This is a genomic window from Pandoraea sp. PE-S2T-3, from assembly GCF_002179965.1.
In the GTDB taxonomy this organism is placed as follows: Bacteria; Pseudomonadota; Gammaproteobacteria; order Burkholderiales; family Burkholderiaceae; genus Pandoraea.
Genome location: NZ_NGUQ01000033.1, coordinates 68181 through 84636, shown reverse-complemented (window position 1 = coordinate 84636; position 16456 = coordinate 68181). Strand labels below are relative to the sequence as shown.

Annotated in this window: 13 protein-coding genes; 7 read left to right on the top strand and 6 right to left on the bottom strand. The window is 62.9% G+C overall.

Annotated elements, in window-relative coordinates; all coding sequences use genetic code 11:
* The first annotated feature begins 20 nt into the window (after positions 1–20).
* Positions 21–578 (top strand): TetR/AcrR family transcriptional regulator, encoded by a 558-nt coding sequence (locus CDV46_RS19290; protein ID WP_087724303.1) that lies wholly within the window; start codon positions 21–23, stop codon positions 576–578.
* Positions 579–600: 22 nt separating this feature from the next.
* On the opposite strand, the gene CDV46_RS19285 is transcribed toward CDV46_RS19290, so the two are convergent.
* From CDV46_RS19285 to CDV46_RS19275, 3 genes are all read right to left on the bottom strand, one after another.
* On the bottom strand, positions 601–1365 hold the full coding sequence (locus CDV46_RS19285; RefSeq protein WP_369597117.1) for a class II aldolase/adducin family protein: 765 nt from the start codon (positions 1363–1365) through the stop codon (positions 601–603).
* Positions 1366–1414: 49 nt separating this feature from the next.
* The gene (locus CDV46_RS19280) at positions 1415–2404 is read right to left on the bottom strand and encodes a 4,5-dihydroxyphthalate decarboxylase (RefSeq protein ID WP_087724301.1); all 990 of its coding nucleotides are present in this window, start codon (positions 2402–2404) and stop codon (positions 1415–1417) included.
* A gap of 71 nt (positions 2405–2475) precedes the next feature.
* Entirely contained in the window at positions 2476–3840 is a 1365-nt protein-coding gene (locus CDV46_RS19275; protein WP_087724299.1) for an MFS transporter, read from the bottom strand.
* A gap of 226 nt (positions 3841–4066) precedes the next feature.
* Between CDV46_RS19275 and CDV46_RS19270 the strand changes: the two genes are divergently transcribed.
* The gene (locus tag CDV46_RS19270) at positions 4067–5392 is read left to right on the top strand and encodes a citrate synthase (RefSeq protein ID WP_254916124.1); all 1326 of its coding nucleotides are present in this window, start codon (positions 4067–4069) and stop codon (positions 5390–5392) included.
* A 105-nt stretch (positions 5393–5497) separates the two neighbouring features.
* Here CDV46_RS19270 and CDV46_RS19265 read toward each other — a convergent pair whose 3' ends face one another.
* Positions 5498–6133 (bottom strand): trimeric intracellular cation channel family protein, encoded by a 636-nt coding sequence (locus CDV46_RS19265; protein ID WP_087688508.1) that lies wholly within the window; start codon positions 6131–6133, stop codon positions 5498–5500.
* A 406-nt stretch (positions 6134–6539) separates the two neighbouring features.
* On the opposite strand from CDV46_RS19265, the gene macA reads away from it, so the two are divergent.
* Genes macA through CDV46_RS19250 form a run of 3 tightly spaced genes read left to right on the top strand, consistent with a single transcriptional unit; the run spans position 6540 to position 11334 of the window.
* Positions 6540–7742, top strand: a complete 1203-nt coding sequence (gene macA / locus CDV46_RS19260; RefSeq protein WP_087724297.1) for a macrolide transporter subunit MacA — start codon at positions 6540–6542, stop codon at positions 7740–7742.
* 59 nt (positions 7743–7801) lie between these two features.
* Entirely contained in the window at positions 7802–9853 is a 2052-nt protein-coding gene (locus CDV46_RS19255; RefSeq protein WP_087724294.1) for a MacB family efflux pump subunit, read from the top strand.
* Between the two features lie 38 nt (positions 9854–9891).
* On the top strand, positions 9892–11334 hold the full coding sequence (locus CDV46_RS19250; RefSeq protein ID WP_087724292.1) for an efflux transporter outer membrane subunit: 1443 nt from the start codon (positions 9892–9894) through the stop codon (positions 11332–11334).
* A 28-nt stretch (positions 11335–11362) separates the two neighbouring features.
* Here the strand turns inward: CDV46_RS19250 and CDV46_RS19245 are convergent, their stop codons facing one another.
* Positions 11363–12949, bottom strand: coding sequence for a sensor histidine kinase (locus CDV46_RS19245; RefSeq protein WP_087724290.1), 1587 nt, complete (start codon positions 12947–12949; stop codon positions 11363–11365).
* A gap of 57 nt (positions 12950–13006) precedes the next feature.
* On the bottom strand, positions 13007–13609 hold the full coding sequence (locus tag CDV46_RS19240; RefSeq protein ID WP_087688504.1) for a response regulator transcription factor: 603 nt from the start codon (positions 13607–13609) through the stop codon (positions 13007–13009).
* A gap of 365 nt (positions 13610–13974) precedes the next feature.
* Between CDV46_RS19240 and CDV46_RS19235 the strand changes: the two genes are divergently transcribed.
* Entirely contained in the window at positions 13975–14607 is a 633-nt protein-coding gene (locus CDV46_RS19235; protein ID WP_087724287.1) for a hypothetical protein, read from the top strand.
* A 1014-nt stretch (positions 14608–15621) separates the two neighbouring features.
* Complete coding sequence (locus tag CDV46_RS19230) at positions 15622–16188, top strand: hypothetical protein (RefSeq protein ID WP_254916123.1); 567 nt, start codon at positions 15622–15624, stop codon at positions 16186–16188.
* The last annotated feature ends 268 nt before the right edge of the window (positions 16189–16456 follow it).

Sequence of the window (16456 nt, the reverse complement as noted above, 5' to 3'; positions counted from 1 at the left end):
GCTTCCGAGTCCCTCACCGCATGCCCAAGCCGACGAAAGCCGAAATCAACGCCGATATCATTGAACGCGCCGCCGGTCTGTTCGCCCGCCACGGGTTCGAGCAGACGTCGCTCCAGCAGATCGCGGACGCCGTCAATTACTCCAAGGCCGGGCTGCTGCATCACTTCCCGAGCAAACTGGCGATCTACGAAGCGGCGGTCGACGTGGTGCGCAACCACATGATCGAGTTGCGCGAGCGGGTGAAAGGGATTCCGGTCGGCATCGAGCGTGACCGGGCATTGGTCGACGATGCCGTGCAATTCACCTACGACTGGCCGGGCGTGTCGGCGTTTTCCAACCGGATTTCCGACAACGCGCCGGACGGCGATCCGGCGCTGATCGAAATCGGCATGATTCTGTACGACGCGCTGGGCATCGATCTGACGAAGTTCGATCTCGAACGCATCGTGCGCGTCACCAGCGCATTCGCCGGTCTGGGCGCAACCGCCTTGCAGGCCGTGCGCGCCGATCAGAAGCGCGAGTGGCGGCCGATCATCACGCAGACTGCTATGGATGCACTCGGTCACGGCAAGCGCTGACTCGCGTCCTATTCCGAACTTCTTAATCTTTTCTGAGCGCCGCGACCTGACGTTTCCACAACGTCCACGGCCGCTCCATCACGCCAAGATTGGTCGCCGTCGAGCGTTTGCCTTCCTCTTCATCGAGATAGGTCACGTCGCCACCGAGCGTGACGGCCTTGTACTGCATGTCGGCGTTCAGCGAGGTGTAGATCGCGCGATACACCGACGCGGGCAGTGACGGGCCGGTGGTCACGAAGCCGTGGCCGCGCATGAGCGCAACGTCGAACTCGCCCAGTGTGTCGGCCAGTGCCTTGCCCTGATCGCTGTTGCGCACGAGCATGTCGGTGCAACCGAAGCAATGGCGGATGTCGAACACCGGCGAGCCGCTGCCGAGAAAACCCGCCATGTGATACACCGGGCGCAGGCGCACGCTCGACGCCGCGAACGGAATCACCGACGGCGCATGGCTGTGCACGATCGACATAACATCGGGCCGCGCGCGGTAAATCTCGCTGTGAATCCACGTCTCCAGATAGCGCTTGCGGGTGTCGCCGTCGACCGGCTGGCAATCGAAATCGAGGGTGAGGATGTCGTCGGGCGTGACCAGCTCCGGCGCCATCGACTGCGCGATCAGGAAATGCTGCGGGTTGCGCGGATCGCGCGCGCTCACGTGACCGAAGCCATCGAGCACTTCGTGATGCGCAAGGATGTGATTGGCCGAAGCGAGGTCTTCCAGCAGTTGCGCGATGGATTGTGCGTCGTGCTCGGTGACGGCGGGGGTGTAGGGCGTGGTGGTTTGCATCATGGTGTTCAGCGAAAAATTGCGACAAAAAATGGCGATGGAAGGGGGTGTCTCAGACTCGGACTGCCGCGTGCATTTCGGGCGGAAACAGGTCGTCGGCCTGCATCGAGCGATGGCAAACGCCTTGTTCGAAGGCAAAGCGCAGGAAGGCGTCGAGGGTGATGCGATTGGCCGCAATGCCGTAGGGCCATGGGTCGGCACCGAACATGGCGCGCGCTGACGCCGTGTGCTCGCTCATCCACGGCAACGGGAAGTGCGAACACGTGATGTCGTCGAGCCGCGCAATGCTGGCGTCTTTCGCCTGCGTGAAGGCCTTCATCAGGTTGCCCGCGATCCAGCGGTTGGCGGCAAACACTTCACGACGCATCACGATCAGATGCATGATCGGGAAGATGCCGGTCTTGCCGAAATAGGCGCGTTCTTCCCCCGCAAAGTCCTTGAACAGGCGCACGACTTCGCCTTCCCGTCCGGGCGGTGGTGCGGGAGGTCGCGCACTGAGGATGGCGTCGATCTCGCCGTCGAGCAGCAGCGCGGTTAGCGAGCGATCGGGTGACGGCCGGTAACGCACACCGGCGGGCAGTTGCACGTCGACCTTTTCGCGCCGCCCCGCCTGATTCACGCCACCTTGCACCCACTCGATGTCTTCCAGCGCGACACCTTGCTCGTGGGCCAGCCACCCGCGCGAATAGACGGCGGCGGTCTGCGCCCACTCGGGCACGCCGACGCGTTTGCCGCGCAGGTCAGCCGGCGAGCGCACGCTGCCATCGCTGCGCACATACAGCGACGAGAGCCGGAACACCCGGGAGGGAAACACCGGCAAGCCGATCAGACGATCGTCGCCCTGCGAGCGCAGTGACGCGTACTTCGCCAGCGACATCTCCGAGAGGTCCCATTCCTGAAAGTGGGTGGTGCGATAAAAGATCTCCTCGACCGGCAGCACCGACGGCACCAGTTCGATACCTTCGGCGGCGACACGGCCGGTGAGCAGATCGCGCACATGGTCATAGTCGTTGATGGCGAGCGAGAGCGTGAGCTTGGACATGACGCGTTCCAATGTCGGGGGAGGGGCGCAGACATCGCTCGGATGCCCGCGCCGAACTGCATGAAGCCGATTCAGTGACCGAAGGCGGGGGCTTTCGGCAGGCTTTCGGGCCGGGCCACGAGGAACACGAGCGCGGCGGCGCTCACCAGCGCGGCGCCCAGCACCACGAACATGGCGCCTGCGCCACCGGTGGCCTGTTGCAGCACGCCTGCGATGGCTGGGCCGCACATGGCACCGACGCGTGCGATACCCAGATACAGGCCGACAGCGGTGCTGCGAATCTCCGTCGGGTAGCTCACGGCAACGAGATTGTTGAGCACCGTCTGCGTGCCGATCACGAACATGCCCGCGACGACGATGCCGAGAAACGTCACCTTGCCGCCGGTCGCGACGGCGAGCACGCCGATGGCGGCCGCCCCCGCCAGCCACGCCAGCGACATGGCCAGACGGCGGTTGCCGATGCGGTCGGCGACCACGCCACAGATCAGGCTGCCGAAGGCCGATGCGAATACCAGCAGCGAGCCGTAGGCAAAACTCGTCGAGAGGTTTTCGCCGCGCCTCAACATGATGGTCGGCAACCAGCCCGACAGCCCGTACGACGAGAACAGCGATAGTGCACCCATCGCCCAGAAACACAACGTCTGACGGCGGAACGCGCCGGAGAACAGTGCCGCGACGGAACCGGCTTTCACGCCAGCGTCGGGCGACGTGAAGACGGCATTGGCAAACTCCGCTGCGCGGGCAGGCCACAGGCGGGTGAGTTGCGCCCGCACGGCGTCCTGATGGCCGCGACTCGCGAGAAACGACACCGATTCCGGCAATACGAACTGCAACACCAGCGCCAGCACCACCGACAGCGCGCCGACGAAATACATGCTCTGCCAGCCGTACTGCGGAATCAGCCACGCCGCGATGAAGCCCGACGCAGTGGCACCGCCGATCCAGCCGCAGGTGAAAAACACGATGGTGAAGACGTTGGCACTGCGCTTCGGCGCGATCTCGTTGATGTAGGTCACAGCCACCGGCATGAGCAAGCCGAGCGAGATGCCCATCACGAAACGCAGCGCAATGAACGTGGTCAGGTCATGCGCGAAGAGCGCAATCGCGAGACTGAAAAGCCCCGCGAGCCAGATACCGGTGAGCAGCACGCGGCGGCGTCCGATACGGTCGCTGAACAGACCCGAGGCGGCAGAGCCCGCCGCAAAACCGGCCAGTCCGCACGACAGCAGCACGCCGATCTGGCTCGGCGACATATGCCAGAGCGAGGCCACGTCATGAACGATGTAGGCGGCGTTGTAGAGGTCGTAGCCGTCGAACAGCAGGATGAGCGCCAGCAGAATCGCCAGCTTGAAGTGATAGGCCCCTAGCGGGGCGGCTTGCAGGGTGTCGCGAACGTCGATGCGTTCGGCGTACCCCGATGGGATGTTCTGGGCCATGCCTTGTCTCCGATGGTCGGCCTGCTGAGCGCCGGACGAACCCGGTCCCGCAGTGCCTTTGTTGTGTGTTCGGAGTTGACTTTACTGGCCGATTTTGTGTTTATCAATATTGATTATTAAAGTCAATATCACTGTGGCATCATGTGACGGATCTTTGACGAATGCATGACGGGAATCCTTATCCGGCAAGGGGTTGCGCAGGGTACGGGTTTCCCCGGGGAATACGATGACGCAACAAAACGACTTGATGACGCGTGAAGAAGTGCTCGCGCTGCTGGAGATCAAACCGGCCACGTTGTACGCCTATGTGAGCCGGGGGTTGATCCGGGCGCGACCGCACGAGGATGGCCGCAAGAGCCTCTACCTGCGCCGCGATGTGGAGCGTCTGGGCACCCGCAAGCGCGGGCGCGCACCGACGGGCTCGGTGGCCGAATCGACCATGCGCTTCGGTGACCCGGTGTTGCATTCGGCGATTACCCAGATCACGCCGCACGGGCCGCGTTATCGCAACCGGCTGGCGACGGATCTGGCGAGCGCCGGGGCATCGTTCGAGTCGGTGGTGCACCTGCTGATGACCGGCATCTGGCAGGACAGCCTCGCTGTGTGGTCGCCGCAGGAGACGCCGCCGGACGTGTTGCGTTTTCTCTCGACCTACAACGGCGAAGTGGCCAGCGCAGACATCGGTAATTTGCTGGGCATGGTGCCGTTTGCGCTGGCGATGCAGGGGCGCGGGCCGCGCGAAATTGCCGATGGTAGCGCGGTGCAGGCCGCACGTCTGATGCTGCATTGCATGGCGGGATGCGTGGGGTTTCTCGGACCAAAGCGCGCGTACGTGGCACGCACCGCCGACGAGACCGTAGCGGCGCAGATCTTGCGCGCAGCGGGTGCCGAGGTGACGCCGGAGAACCTGCGCGCAGTGAACGCGGCGCTGGTGCTGACCGCCGATAACGAGTTGGCGCCGGCGACGTTTGCGGCACGGGTGGCGGCGTCGACCAATGCCGACCTGTTCAGTTGCGTGGCCGCGGCTATCGGCTCGCACATCGGTTTTTCAACGGGTACCAGCACGGAGAAGATCGAGACGCTGCTGCTATGCGAACCGCTCGACGCGCTCGATTCGCGCAAGGACCGGGTGCGCGAATATGGCGCGAGCCTGTTCGCCTTCAACCATCCGCTATATCCGGGCGGCGATGCGCGCGCGGACCTGATGATGCAACTGGCTGAACTCGCGGCGCAGCGCGATGAGGCGGCGGGTATCGACACTCAGCGCGCGGCGGGGACTCGCCTGACGCTCGATTTTCTGGCGCGCATGCGCTCGGAGTTGAGTGCGCACCCGGGTTTGGCCATGGGCATCGTGGTGCTGGCACGTGCCCTCGGCTTGCCGGACGGTACCGCGACGGCGATCTGGGTGATCGGCCGCTCGGCTGGCTGGGTGGCGCATGTGATGGAACAGCGCACGCAGGCGTTCATGCTGCGCCCGCGCGCGAAGTACGGCTTTGGGGGGCCGATCGAGCCAGCCGTCGCGTCGCCCGTCGATACGCCCAAGGCGCAATGACGAGATGACGAGATGACGAGATGACGCGCTGACGTGATCAAGCGATGAAAAAAGGCGGCGCCTTTGCCGGGCGTCGTCTTTCTTTTGATGCCATGCCTGTACAGATCAATGCAGCGGCTCCGTCGGCGCGTCGTTCTCGAAGGTGCGAAAGCGCCAGCCGAACCACACGGCCAGCATGCGGATGACGAAGCCCGCGACGCAGCCGATGGCGGTGGCGATGCCGTTCTCGACGCCGAAGTGCAGCATGGCGACGTAGAGCGCGCCGGCGATGCACGCCACGCTCGCGTACATCTCGCGGCGCAGTACCATCGGCACCTGTCCGCACAGCAGATCGCGCAGCATCCCGCCGCCGATACCCGTCAGCACGCCCGCGAGCACGACGATCACCGGGCTGGTACTCACGGTCATGCCGATGTCGCAGCCGAGAATCGTGAAGGCGGCAAGCCCGATGGCGTCCACGGTGATGAACGTCATGCGCAGCCGGTGAATGTGGCGCGCGACGATGGACGCGAGCGTGGCCGCCCCAAGCGTGAGCAAGAGGTACTCCGGATGGGCGATCCAAACCAGCGGATGGCGGCCGAACAATACGTCGCGAATCGTGCCGCCACCGAGCGCGGTGACCATGCCGACGAAGGCGAGTCCGAAGCGGTCCATGCCGCGTTGCATCCCCATGATCGCGCCTGACATCGCTTCGGTCACGATGGCGATCAGGTAGAGAGCGTAGAAGATTTCGGTTTTCATAAGGTTCCCTGAAGTGCGGGGGGAATATACCACCGCGTCCGGCGGCAACGGTCTGCCCGGCACGTTGCCGGACTCGCGCCATCCGGCCAACTGTGATTTGTACAAGTTTTCAGCGTCATGGGCCAGTGAGACACTGCTTCCAACGAGGGGAGTTTCTGATGCGTTTGGTGCGGTGATCTTTTTTCAAAGGCAGCAAAGCCCTTAAACTCTCTACTTTTCGTGCTCCGAACGGTGCTGCCGAGCGGAGGCGTGGAACTAGCCAGTGGTCTGGCTGGCCGGTCGGCCGGCAGGCAAGCGGCGCTGGCGCCACGTCCCACCCGTCTGATCTTCAGATGGCCTCTGCGCGGCGCCGGTCCGGGCAACCCGCTTTCTTTGACGCGCCTTCTTTGATCGTTCACATCGCTCCATGATCCAGTTCATTCGACGCCGGCGTTATCTCGTCGCCAGTCTTGTCGTGCTCGCCGTTCTCCTGATTCTCGGGATTCGCAGTGTCGTCTCGCCGAAACCGCCGCAGTATCTGACCGCCAAGGTCGAGCGCAGCGACCTCGAGAATGCCGTGCTTGCCACGGGCACGTTGGTGGCCTTCACGCAGGTCGATGTCGGCGCGCAGGTGTCGGGGCAGTTGAAGTCGCTCAAGGTCAAGCTGGGCGACAAGGTGACCAAGGGCCAGTGGCTCGCCGAGATCGATCCGGTGCTCTCGCAGAACACGCTGCGTCAGGCCGAAGCCAATGAGCAGGACCTGCAAGCGCAGCGTCGCGCCACGCAGGCGTTGCTGGCGAAGGCCGATCTGGCGTTCCGGCGTCAGCGGCAGATGCTGCCCGACGATGCGACCTCGCGTCAGGATTTCGAAGCGGCACAAGCCGATCTCGATGCGCAACGGGCGAACCTGGCGGCGCTGGAAGCAAAGATCCGTTCGGCAGCGATCCAGATCGAGTCGGCCCGCGCCAACCTCGGCTACACGCGTATCGTCGCGCCGATGGACGGTCAGGTCGTGGCCATCGTCACGCAGGAAGGCCAGACCGTGATTGCGCAGCAGCAGGCGCCGGTGATTCTGAAGCTGGCCGATCTGGACACGATGACCATCAAGGCGCAGGTGTCGGAGGCCGACGTGATCCGTATCGCGCCGGGCCAGACGACGTACTTCACGATTCTTGGCGAGCCGGACAAGCGTTACTACGGCAAGCTGCGCGCGATCGAACCGGCACCGCAGAACTTCCTCGACACGCAGGGCTCGCTCGGCGGGCTGGGCGGGTCGCGCAGCAATACTGCGGTGTTCTACAACGCGTTGTTCGAAGTGCCCAACCCCGATCACAAGCTGCGCATCTCGATGACTGCACAGGTCAATGTCCTGCTGAGCACCGCCAAGCAGGCCCTGAGCATTCCTGTGGCCGCGCTGGGCAAGAAGCAGGCGGACGGTCGCTATGACGTGCGGGTGGTCGGTGCGGACGGCAAGGTGGTCACGCGTCAGGTCCGCACGGGGCTGAACAACAACGTGAAGGTCGAAGTGAAGGAAGGGCTCGCTGCCGGCGATCAGGTCGTGATCGGCGAGACCGGCGACGTCAAGGACGCACGCAACGATGCGTCCGGTGATTCGGTCAGCGCGGGGTAATGGCAATGGCTGAAACCATGACGCCCCCCTCCGCGACACACCCGGCCCCGCCGCACCCGATGGCGCATCCCATGCTTGAACTGACCGGTATCACGCGGCGGTTTCCGGCGGGCGATCGCGACGTCGTCGTGCTGCGCAACGTGAACCTCACCATCGAGGCGGGGGAGATCGTTGCGATCATGGGCGCGTCGGGTTCCGGCAAGTCGACGCTGATGAACATCCTCGGCTGTCTCGACCACCCGAGCGAAGGCAGCTACCGCGTGGCCGGGCGCGAGACCCGTGATCTCGATGCCGACGCGCTCGCTCAACTGCGCCGCGAACACTTCGGCTTCATCTTCCAGCGTTATCACCTGTTGCCCCATCTGGAGGCCGCGGGGAATGTGGAGATGCCGGCGGTCTACACCGGCGCACCGCACGCGGCTCGCCGCGCCCGGGCCGAGCAACTGCTTTCCCGCTTGGGTCTGGCGGATCGTACGCATCATCGGCCCAGCCAGTTGTCCGGTGGTCAGCAGCAGCGCGTGAGTATTGCGCGTGCGCTGATGAACGGCGGCGATGTGATTCTGGCCGACGAGCCGACCGGGGCGCTCGATACCCGTAGCGGCAAGGAGGTCATCCGTATCCTGCGCGAACTCAACGCGCTCGGGCATACGGTCATCATCGTTACGCACGACGAGCACGTGGCCGCTCACGCGCGTCGCATCATCGAGATTCGCGACGGCGAAGTGGTCGCCGACCGGCAGAACACGCCGGTAGCCGATGACGAAGCGGTAGCGCCCGGGGCGCCGGACGACGACGGTGACGAAGTCGCCAACGCCGCGAAGGCGGACGTCGGCGCAAACGCAGCCACGGCGGCCGCCACCGGCGACGCCCTCGCCAGCACGTCGCCGATGCCCGAGCGTCGCTGGACCGGCGGCGTCGGCCGCTTTGCCGAGGCGTTCCGCATGGCGTGGATTGCGCTGGTCTCACACCGTCTGCGCACGTTCCTGACGATGCTCGGCATCATCATCGGTATCACGTCGGTGGTGTCGATCGTTGCCATTGGCGAAGGCGCCAAGCGCTACATGCTCGCCGAGATCGGCAGCATCGGGACGAACACCATCAACATTTATCCCGGCAAAGACTGGGGCGACAGCCGCGCGGGCACGATTCAGACGCTGGTGCCGGAAGACGTGTACGCGCTGACCGAACAGAACTATGTCGACAGCGTGACGCCCGAGACCGCGCGCAACCTGCTGCTGCGCTACCGCAACGTGGACGCCAACGCGACCGTGACCGGCGTCGGGGAGAGCTTCTTCCAGGTGCGCGGCATGAAGATCGCGCAGGGTATCGCCTTCGGTCCCGATGAGGTGCGCCGTCAGGCACAGGTCGCCGTGATCGATCAGAACACGCGCCGCAAGCTCTTCCCGACGAACCCGAATCCGCTGGGCGAAGTGATCTTCGTCGACAACCTGCCGTGCGTGGTGATCGGTGTGACGGAAGAGAAGAAGAGCGCCTTTGGCGACATGAAGAGCCTGAACATCTGGGTGCCATACACCACGGCGAGTGGCCGCCTGTTCGGGCAACGCAACGTCGACAGCATCACCGTGCGGGTGCGCGACGGTCAGCCGAGCAAGATTGCCGAGAAGAGTCTTGAGACGCTGATGACGCAGCGCCACGGGCGCAAGGACTTCTTTACCTACAACATGGACAGCATCGTGAAGACGGTCGAGAAGACCAGCCAGTCGCTCACGTTGCTGCTCTCGCTGATTGCCGTGATTTCGCTGGTGGTGGGGGGTATTGGCGTGATGAACATCATGATCGTGTCGGTCACCGAGCGTACGCGGGAGATCGGCATCCGAATGGCTGTCGGCGCGCGTCAGAGCGACATCATGCAGCAGTTTCTGGTCGAGGCGGTGATGGTCTGTCTGATGGGCGGTGCGATCGGTATTGCGCTGTCGTTCGGGGCGAGCTTCGTGTTCTCGCTGTTCGTCGCCAAGTGGAAGATGGTGTTTTCGATGGGCTCGATCGTCACGGCATTCCTGTGTTCGACGCTCATCGGTGTGGTCTTCGGTTTCATGCCGGCGCGCAATGCCGCCCGGCTCGATCCGGTTGAAGCGCTCGCGCGCGATTGAGGTAGCGACTGATGATCCGTAATTCCACGAGTTCTGTGATGCCGACGTTTCCCACGGTTTCCCGCACGCTGCTCGCCCTCGCGGCGAGCGCGACCGTGTTGCTCTCCGGCTGTGCCGGTGTGCGTCACGAACCGCTGCCGGCGGTGCCGGTGCCGACGCAATGGAGCGGCACTGCGGCGCCGGTGTCAACCGCAGCGGCAGCCGGCACGGCAACCGCCCCGGCGCCGCTCATGGCACCGGACTTCTGGCGCGCCTTCGGCGACCCGGTGCTCGACCGTTTGATGACTGACGTACTCGCCGCCAACAACGATCTGGCGGCGGCAGGTATCCGCGTCTACCGCGCGCAGTTGCAGGCCGGGCTTGCCGATACGAATCTCACGCCCGGCGTGACCGTGCAGGGCAATGGGCAGGTCAGCCGCACGCTCGACACGCATCGGATGTCGCGCGGCAGTCAGTTGCAGGTGCAGGTGAGCTACGAGCTGGATCTGTGGGGCAAGCTGGCCGCACAACGCGACGCCGCCCGCTGGGAAGCCGATGCGACCGACGCCGACCGTGAGGCCACCCGGCTGTCGCTGATCAGTTCGACGGCGAGCTTCTATTGGCAGATCGGCTATCTGAATGAACAGATTGCCTACGCCGAAGCCAACATTGCCTATGCGGAACGCACGCTGGCGCTGGTGCGCTCGAAGTATGCGGCAGGGGCCGTCTCGGGGCTGGATGTAGCGCAGACCGAACAGAACCTCTCTCAGCAACGTGCCGCGATCACGCAACTCGTGCAGCAGCGCACGGAGAACCGTAACGCGCTGGCCATTCTGTTCGACCGGCCGCCCGAGCAGTCGGCACCCGAGCCGTCGGCCTTGCCGGCCGCCGCGTTGCCGGTGGTGCCTGCGGGCTTGCCCGCCGAGTTGCTGAGCCGCCGCCCGGATGTGCGTGCTGCGGAATGGCGTCTGCGCGGGTTTCTGGCGAATGTCGATGTCACCCGCACCAGCTTCTATCCGACGTTCACACTGACGGGGCAGGCCGGTACGACGAGCACGAATCTGTCGAGTGCGCTGATGAATCCGGTGGGCTCGCTGGGGCTGGGGCTGGCACTGCCGTTCATTCAGTGGAACACCATGCAGTTGCAGATCAAGGTGTCGCAAACGCAGTTCGACGAGGCAGTGATCTTGTTCCGCAAGACGCTCTACACGGCGCTGGGTGAAGTCGAGAACGCATTGTCGGCGCGTGAGCAACTGACCCGCGAGGGCGAGCAGCGTACGCTGTCGCTCGCGCAGGCGCAGCGCGCCGAGACGCTGGCGCGCTCGCGTTTTCTCGCAGGGGCCACGGGCGTGCAGTTATGGCTGGATCAGCAGCAGCGTGTGCGGGACGCACAAAGCGCCGATGCGCTGGTGCGCCTGAATCGGCTCAACAACCGCATGGCGCTGTACAAGACGCTGGGTGGTGGTGGCAGCGCCAGCGATGTGGTGCCGTCGGCGGGCTGACGCCAGCCGACGTGGCGAAGGTGCAGGCTCAGGCCTCGGCAGCTTCCTGAACGACCGGCGCCTTCGGCAGCGTGATGGTGAACGTGGTGCCCACACCGACCTGACTGGTCACCTCGATCGTGCCTTGATGGAATTCGATGGCCGCGTGCACGACGGCCAGCCCGACCCCCGAGCCATCTTCGAGCACGGCATTGCTGCGCGAACGGAACGACATCTGGAAGATCTCCTTGAGTTCTTCCTCCGGGATACCGGTGCCGTTGTCGCGCAGTACCACGCGAAGGGCATCGCCCACATCGGCCACACCGATATCGATGGCGGGCGGCAGCATCGTGTACTTCGTCGCGTTGCTCACGATATTGATGAACGCGTGGAACAGCACGTTGCTGTCGCCGATCATGCGGCTGTCGAGATCCGTCGTCGGGGTCACCGTAATGGTCGCGTTGGGGAACATGTCCGAGCCCACATCGCGCACGTCTTCCAGCAACGCCACCAGCGACAACTCGCTGCGCTTGCCGAACTTCGGATCGTCGAGCGAGGCGCTTTGCGCGGCCTCCAGCCAGTTTTGAATCACATTGTTGAGCTTTGCCACGGCTTCGCGAATCTTGGTGTAGCGCGGGCGCGAATCGGTTTCTTCGTTACGCGGGCTCAGCAATCGCTGCGCATGGCCGTCGATCACATTGAGCAGTGTGCGGAACTCGTGTGAGGCCATCGAGCGGAAGGTCTTCTGGAAGTTGTTGAGACGCTCTTCATTGGCCAGCGCCCGCTGGAGAATGGTGTTCTTGGCCGTCGTGAGCTTCTGGTTGCGCACCAGTGACGATGTGCTCTCCTGAAACTTGGCAATCGTGCGCGAGAGCGTGCCGATCTCGTCGCCCCGTGTGAGCCATGGCAGGCGCGCCTTGTTCTTGCCGGAGATGGCGTTGCCGGCCAGCGCGATCAGGCGTGTGAACGGCCGCAGCATCGCCGCATCCACATACACGAGGCAGCCCAGCGTGACGAGAATCATCGCGGCGATCAGCGCGTCGATTTGCAGCAACCGGGTATGGGCGGCGTTGCCTTTCGTCTCGACGTTTTTGATCAGCCCTTCGGTGCTGCGGAACACCAGGGCGCCGAAAGTACTGTTGGCCAGCGTGTACTTGTTATTCGATTCGCCCCGGTAGAGCTTGACGGCGTCGCCCAGCTTACCGTTCTGTGCGAGCTGAAAGACCTGATTCGAGATGCGGCGGTACTGTGCCCATTGCGTCTGGAATTTCGAGAAGGCCAGACGGTATTCGTCGTGCACCAGCAGCTTTTGGTAGCGATCGGAGGCGTTTTTGATCTTGTCGTCGAACTCGTCGGCGGCGCTGCGGATGGCCGCGAGCGCCTTGGGCGACATTGGCGCGAGCGCTTCGGATTCGACGGTGCGGAAGTCGGAGATGTAGTCGTTGAGTTCTTCGAGCACGCTCAGATTGTCGATCTGCGCACGCTCGGCGGCGAGTGCGGTGCGTTGCGCGGTGTCGACTTCGCGGTGCACCACGACGCCCACGGCGACCATGACGACGAGGCAGATGACGAGCAGAAGATACATTCGCCCCCGAACGGGGAGCTTCGTGTTCGGCTGTTTGGACGCTTTAGGCATGCGGTGGATCCGTTCGGACTGAGCGTAGGCGGGCGGGGCGACGGGAGTCGTCTGCCGTCAAAGCTGAATGATATTGAGCAGCGCGGCGCGCACGACGGCTTCGGTGCGGGTGGCGACGTTGAGCTTTTCGCGGGCGTTGTCGATGTGAAAGTCGACCGTTCGCTTGCTCAGATCGAGAATGATCGCGATTTCGGCGGAGGTCTTGCCGCGCGCCGACCATTGCAGAATCTCGACTTCGCGTTTGGTGATGCCGAAGGGCAGCGAAGCACCGTCGTCCGGCTCGTCATGGTGCGTGTATTTCCGGATCACCGTATCGAGCACGTCGAAATCGACCGGCTTGAGCATGTATTCGTCGGCGCCGGTGCTGTGCCCGCGCATGATCGAGGCCTTGTCGGCGTTGCCCGTCAGAAAGATGAACGGAATCTTGCGCTCGCCCTGAATGATGCTGCGTGCGCTTTCCAGAAACTCGAAGCCGGTCATGCCCGGCACATTCACGTCGCACACGATGATGTCGGGCATGAATGACGCCAGTGTGGCGAGTGCTGCCGTGAAGTCGTGTGCGACTTTGACGACATAACCGCGATCAGTCAGGTCTTCGCGAATCAGGTCTGCCGAATCGTGATCGTCTTCGATGCAGAACACTTTGGTGGGAGAAGTCATCCCGCTGGCCCTAGTTTTTCGTGTAATGCCGAAATCGTACTAGGAAACGCCGGATGACGAAATTCCTGTGCCGTCCACCAAAAGAAAAAGGACCGCGTGAAGTGGTCCTGGTGGAGGGCAATGCTGCCCGTCCAAATTCGTTTCGACAGTGAATTCCCCTGGTACATCGCTCCTATCGCCTCATCACTGCCAGAGTTTCTCGGCCAATTCCCAACGGTCAAACGATAAAAATCGCGATGTTTTCTGATTAAATACTTCCCCAGGCCCCCGCTCCAGACGCTCTATAACGCGTTCAAACTCGAGGAGGCGGGCTATGTGGGGCCACCCAATCGGTTACAACTTAGCGAACAGCGTCGGTTCCACGAATGGACAATAAATTTCATCACACAGGCGTTCCTTATCGATCGCAGTGGGCATCGCCCGAGCTCAACGAGGGCATCATTGCGGGCTTGATCGATCCTTGTGATGATCCCATGTGGACCCTTTCGGGTTTCTCCTCGGAGGCTGATTACCGTTTTTGGGCTAGACGGATCTGCGGCATTGCATGCCTCGAATCGATTCTCGATTTTCTGTCAATCCCGCACGGAACTCGCTATGAAATGTTCTGTGAGGCGCTATCGGTCGGCGCATACATCAAACACGGCGACAACTCGGTGACGGGGCTGATTTACCGACCGTTTTGCAATTGGGTGCGGGTGCGCTTTCATCTCGATATCAGCGTATTCGAAGACATGCCACTCTCCTATGTTGCGAACGAAATTTCACCGTTCTGCATGGCAATGGTTTCGGTGAGTCCGGAAATCAGAAATCCGAAGACGCCAAACTCTCGCAAGGGCGGGCACCTCGTTCTCATACACGGATCGGACCTCGATCACATTCGGTTTCATAACCCGTCTGGCGTGCCTCCCTACCAGATGGATGTCAGTCTTCCTATCAAAGAAGCCGAGCGATTCTATGCAAGACGAGGGATGCTGGTATCGATTCCGGCAAGAAGTTGAACCGCGTTGCGGTGAGTCTCCAGAAGGTCGCAATGCCGCTTCGACGCAGATCGAAGCGGCATTTTTTACGGGATTTCGCGGACGTTCGCTTCAGGCGCTGAACGTCAGACCTGCTTGACTGCGCGGCATTCCCGCGTGAAGTGGTCTTTTTCCGTGTCGGTGGGGTAGGGACGCCGGGGGACGCCACCGATCAGAAGATATCGGTGAAGTTGCAGTCCATCATCATTCCGGCGAGCGCAGCGGCTTGAAGCATGAAGGTCATGGCCATGTGTTGTTTCTCCTTGTTCAGATGCGAAGTTGTGGGTGTAACGAGTGCTTCAGTTGAAGATCGGCAGGCTGGCGATGAAGGGGACGACGTCGCGGCCGATGTAGTAAGCGATAGCTGCCATGGTGTTTCTCCTGAGTCAGTGGTGTGGCGATTTAAGGGTGAGGCGGGTGTTTCGGTTGGTTCGGCTGGTTCGGCTCAGTAGCCGAAGAAGTGGCCGACGGTGATCACATAGTTGGCGGCGGGTTCGGCGTAGGTGTCGAAGAGGTAGGCGAACGGGAACATGGTGTGGCTCCTTTTTTCAGCGATTCAAGTTGCGGTTCAGGGTTCGATTTGGCTTCGGTGTTTCGCGGCTGCTGTGTTGCGTTGGCCGTTGAATGAAGTATCGTCATCGGCCTGCCGCGCCGAAACTGTGATTAATACAAGTCGGTGAAAAGCCGATGAGTCGGGGGCGCAAGCGATGAGCGGAATGCCTTATCTGGCGGGGATTTTCGGGGATTCGAAAAAAGTCGGAATAGTCGGCCCGTATAAATCACAGTGCCCTGTTGCACGTGCCCCGGCATTGGGAATCGCGAAAGGATGGGGAAGGGGCGTCGCTATAATCGGCGCGACTCAATGGCGCTTTTTAAATCGTTATGCCAATGTTCCTAACCGTCTCCTTAGTCCGCACGACGCTTAGCGCCGTCCTGCTTTGTCTTGGCGCTGCCGCTTGCACCACGCGGCCGTTTCAGCCACCCCCTGCGGCATACATGCTGTGGACGCAGCCGGGCGTCAGCGAGTTGGGTGTGCGACGGGCCATGGTCGATTGCGGCTTCCCGGACCCTGCCAATATCACCCCGCGCGAGATGTCCACCAACGACGCCGCGCAGGCGCAACTGTGCATGCTTGAAATCGGGTTCCGCTATCAGGGCCGCCGCATCCTTTGCACCGATTCACCGGAATTACCCGCCTGCGCCAACGTGCCGCGCGGCAGAACCTTCGGCACCGATCCGGACTTCGATCCCGCCGTGCACGGCACGCGCGCCGCGCTGCCACCGCCCTACACATTCTGGCAGCGCGCGGATACCGATGCCGACGGCGTGAAGCAGGCCATGCGCGCCTGCGGCTTCGCGAGCGTCACGCTGCCGGGCGTCGACCTGATGAAAGCGGACGAGGTGGCCGCCGCCGAGCTATGCATGCTCGACCGGCATTTCACCTACACATGGCCGGCCAACGCGCTGATGTGCAAGTCGTCCCCCGCATTGCCGTCGTGCCGGGGGCGCAAGATCGATACCCAAAACTGCTGTGCCGCGCCCCGGGCCGCCGGGCAGCGCTGACGCTATGTAGGCAAGTCAATCGGGCGCCGGCGCGCCATGTGCCGGGCCAACAGGTTCCTCCCTGCGTCATTATGTCGCGATGTATGGATTATGCGTGTGAGTAGCATTCGAAACGCAAATTGTGTATCCATACATAGAGGTTCGAAATGCCCATGCATAACGTCTGGCCCCTCTCGCGGGAGCGGGCGGACAGAATAAGCGGCACGCGCTGGCAAACGGGGTTCGCCCGGTGGTGCGCCCGGGCCGGCGCGCTGCTCGCGACGGTGCC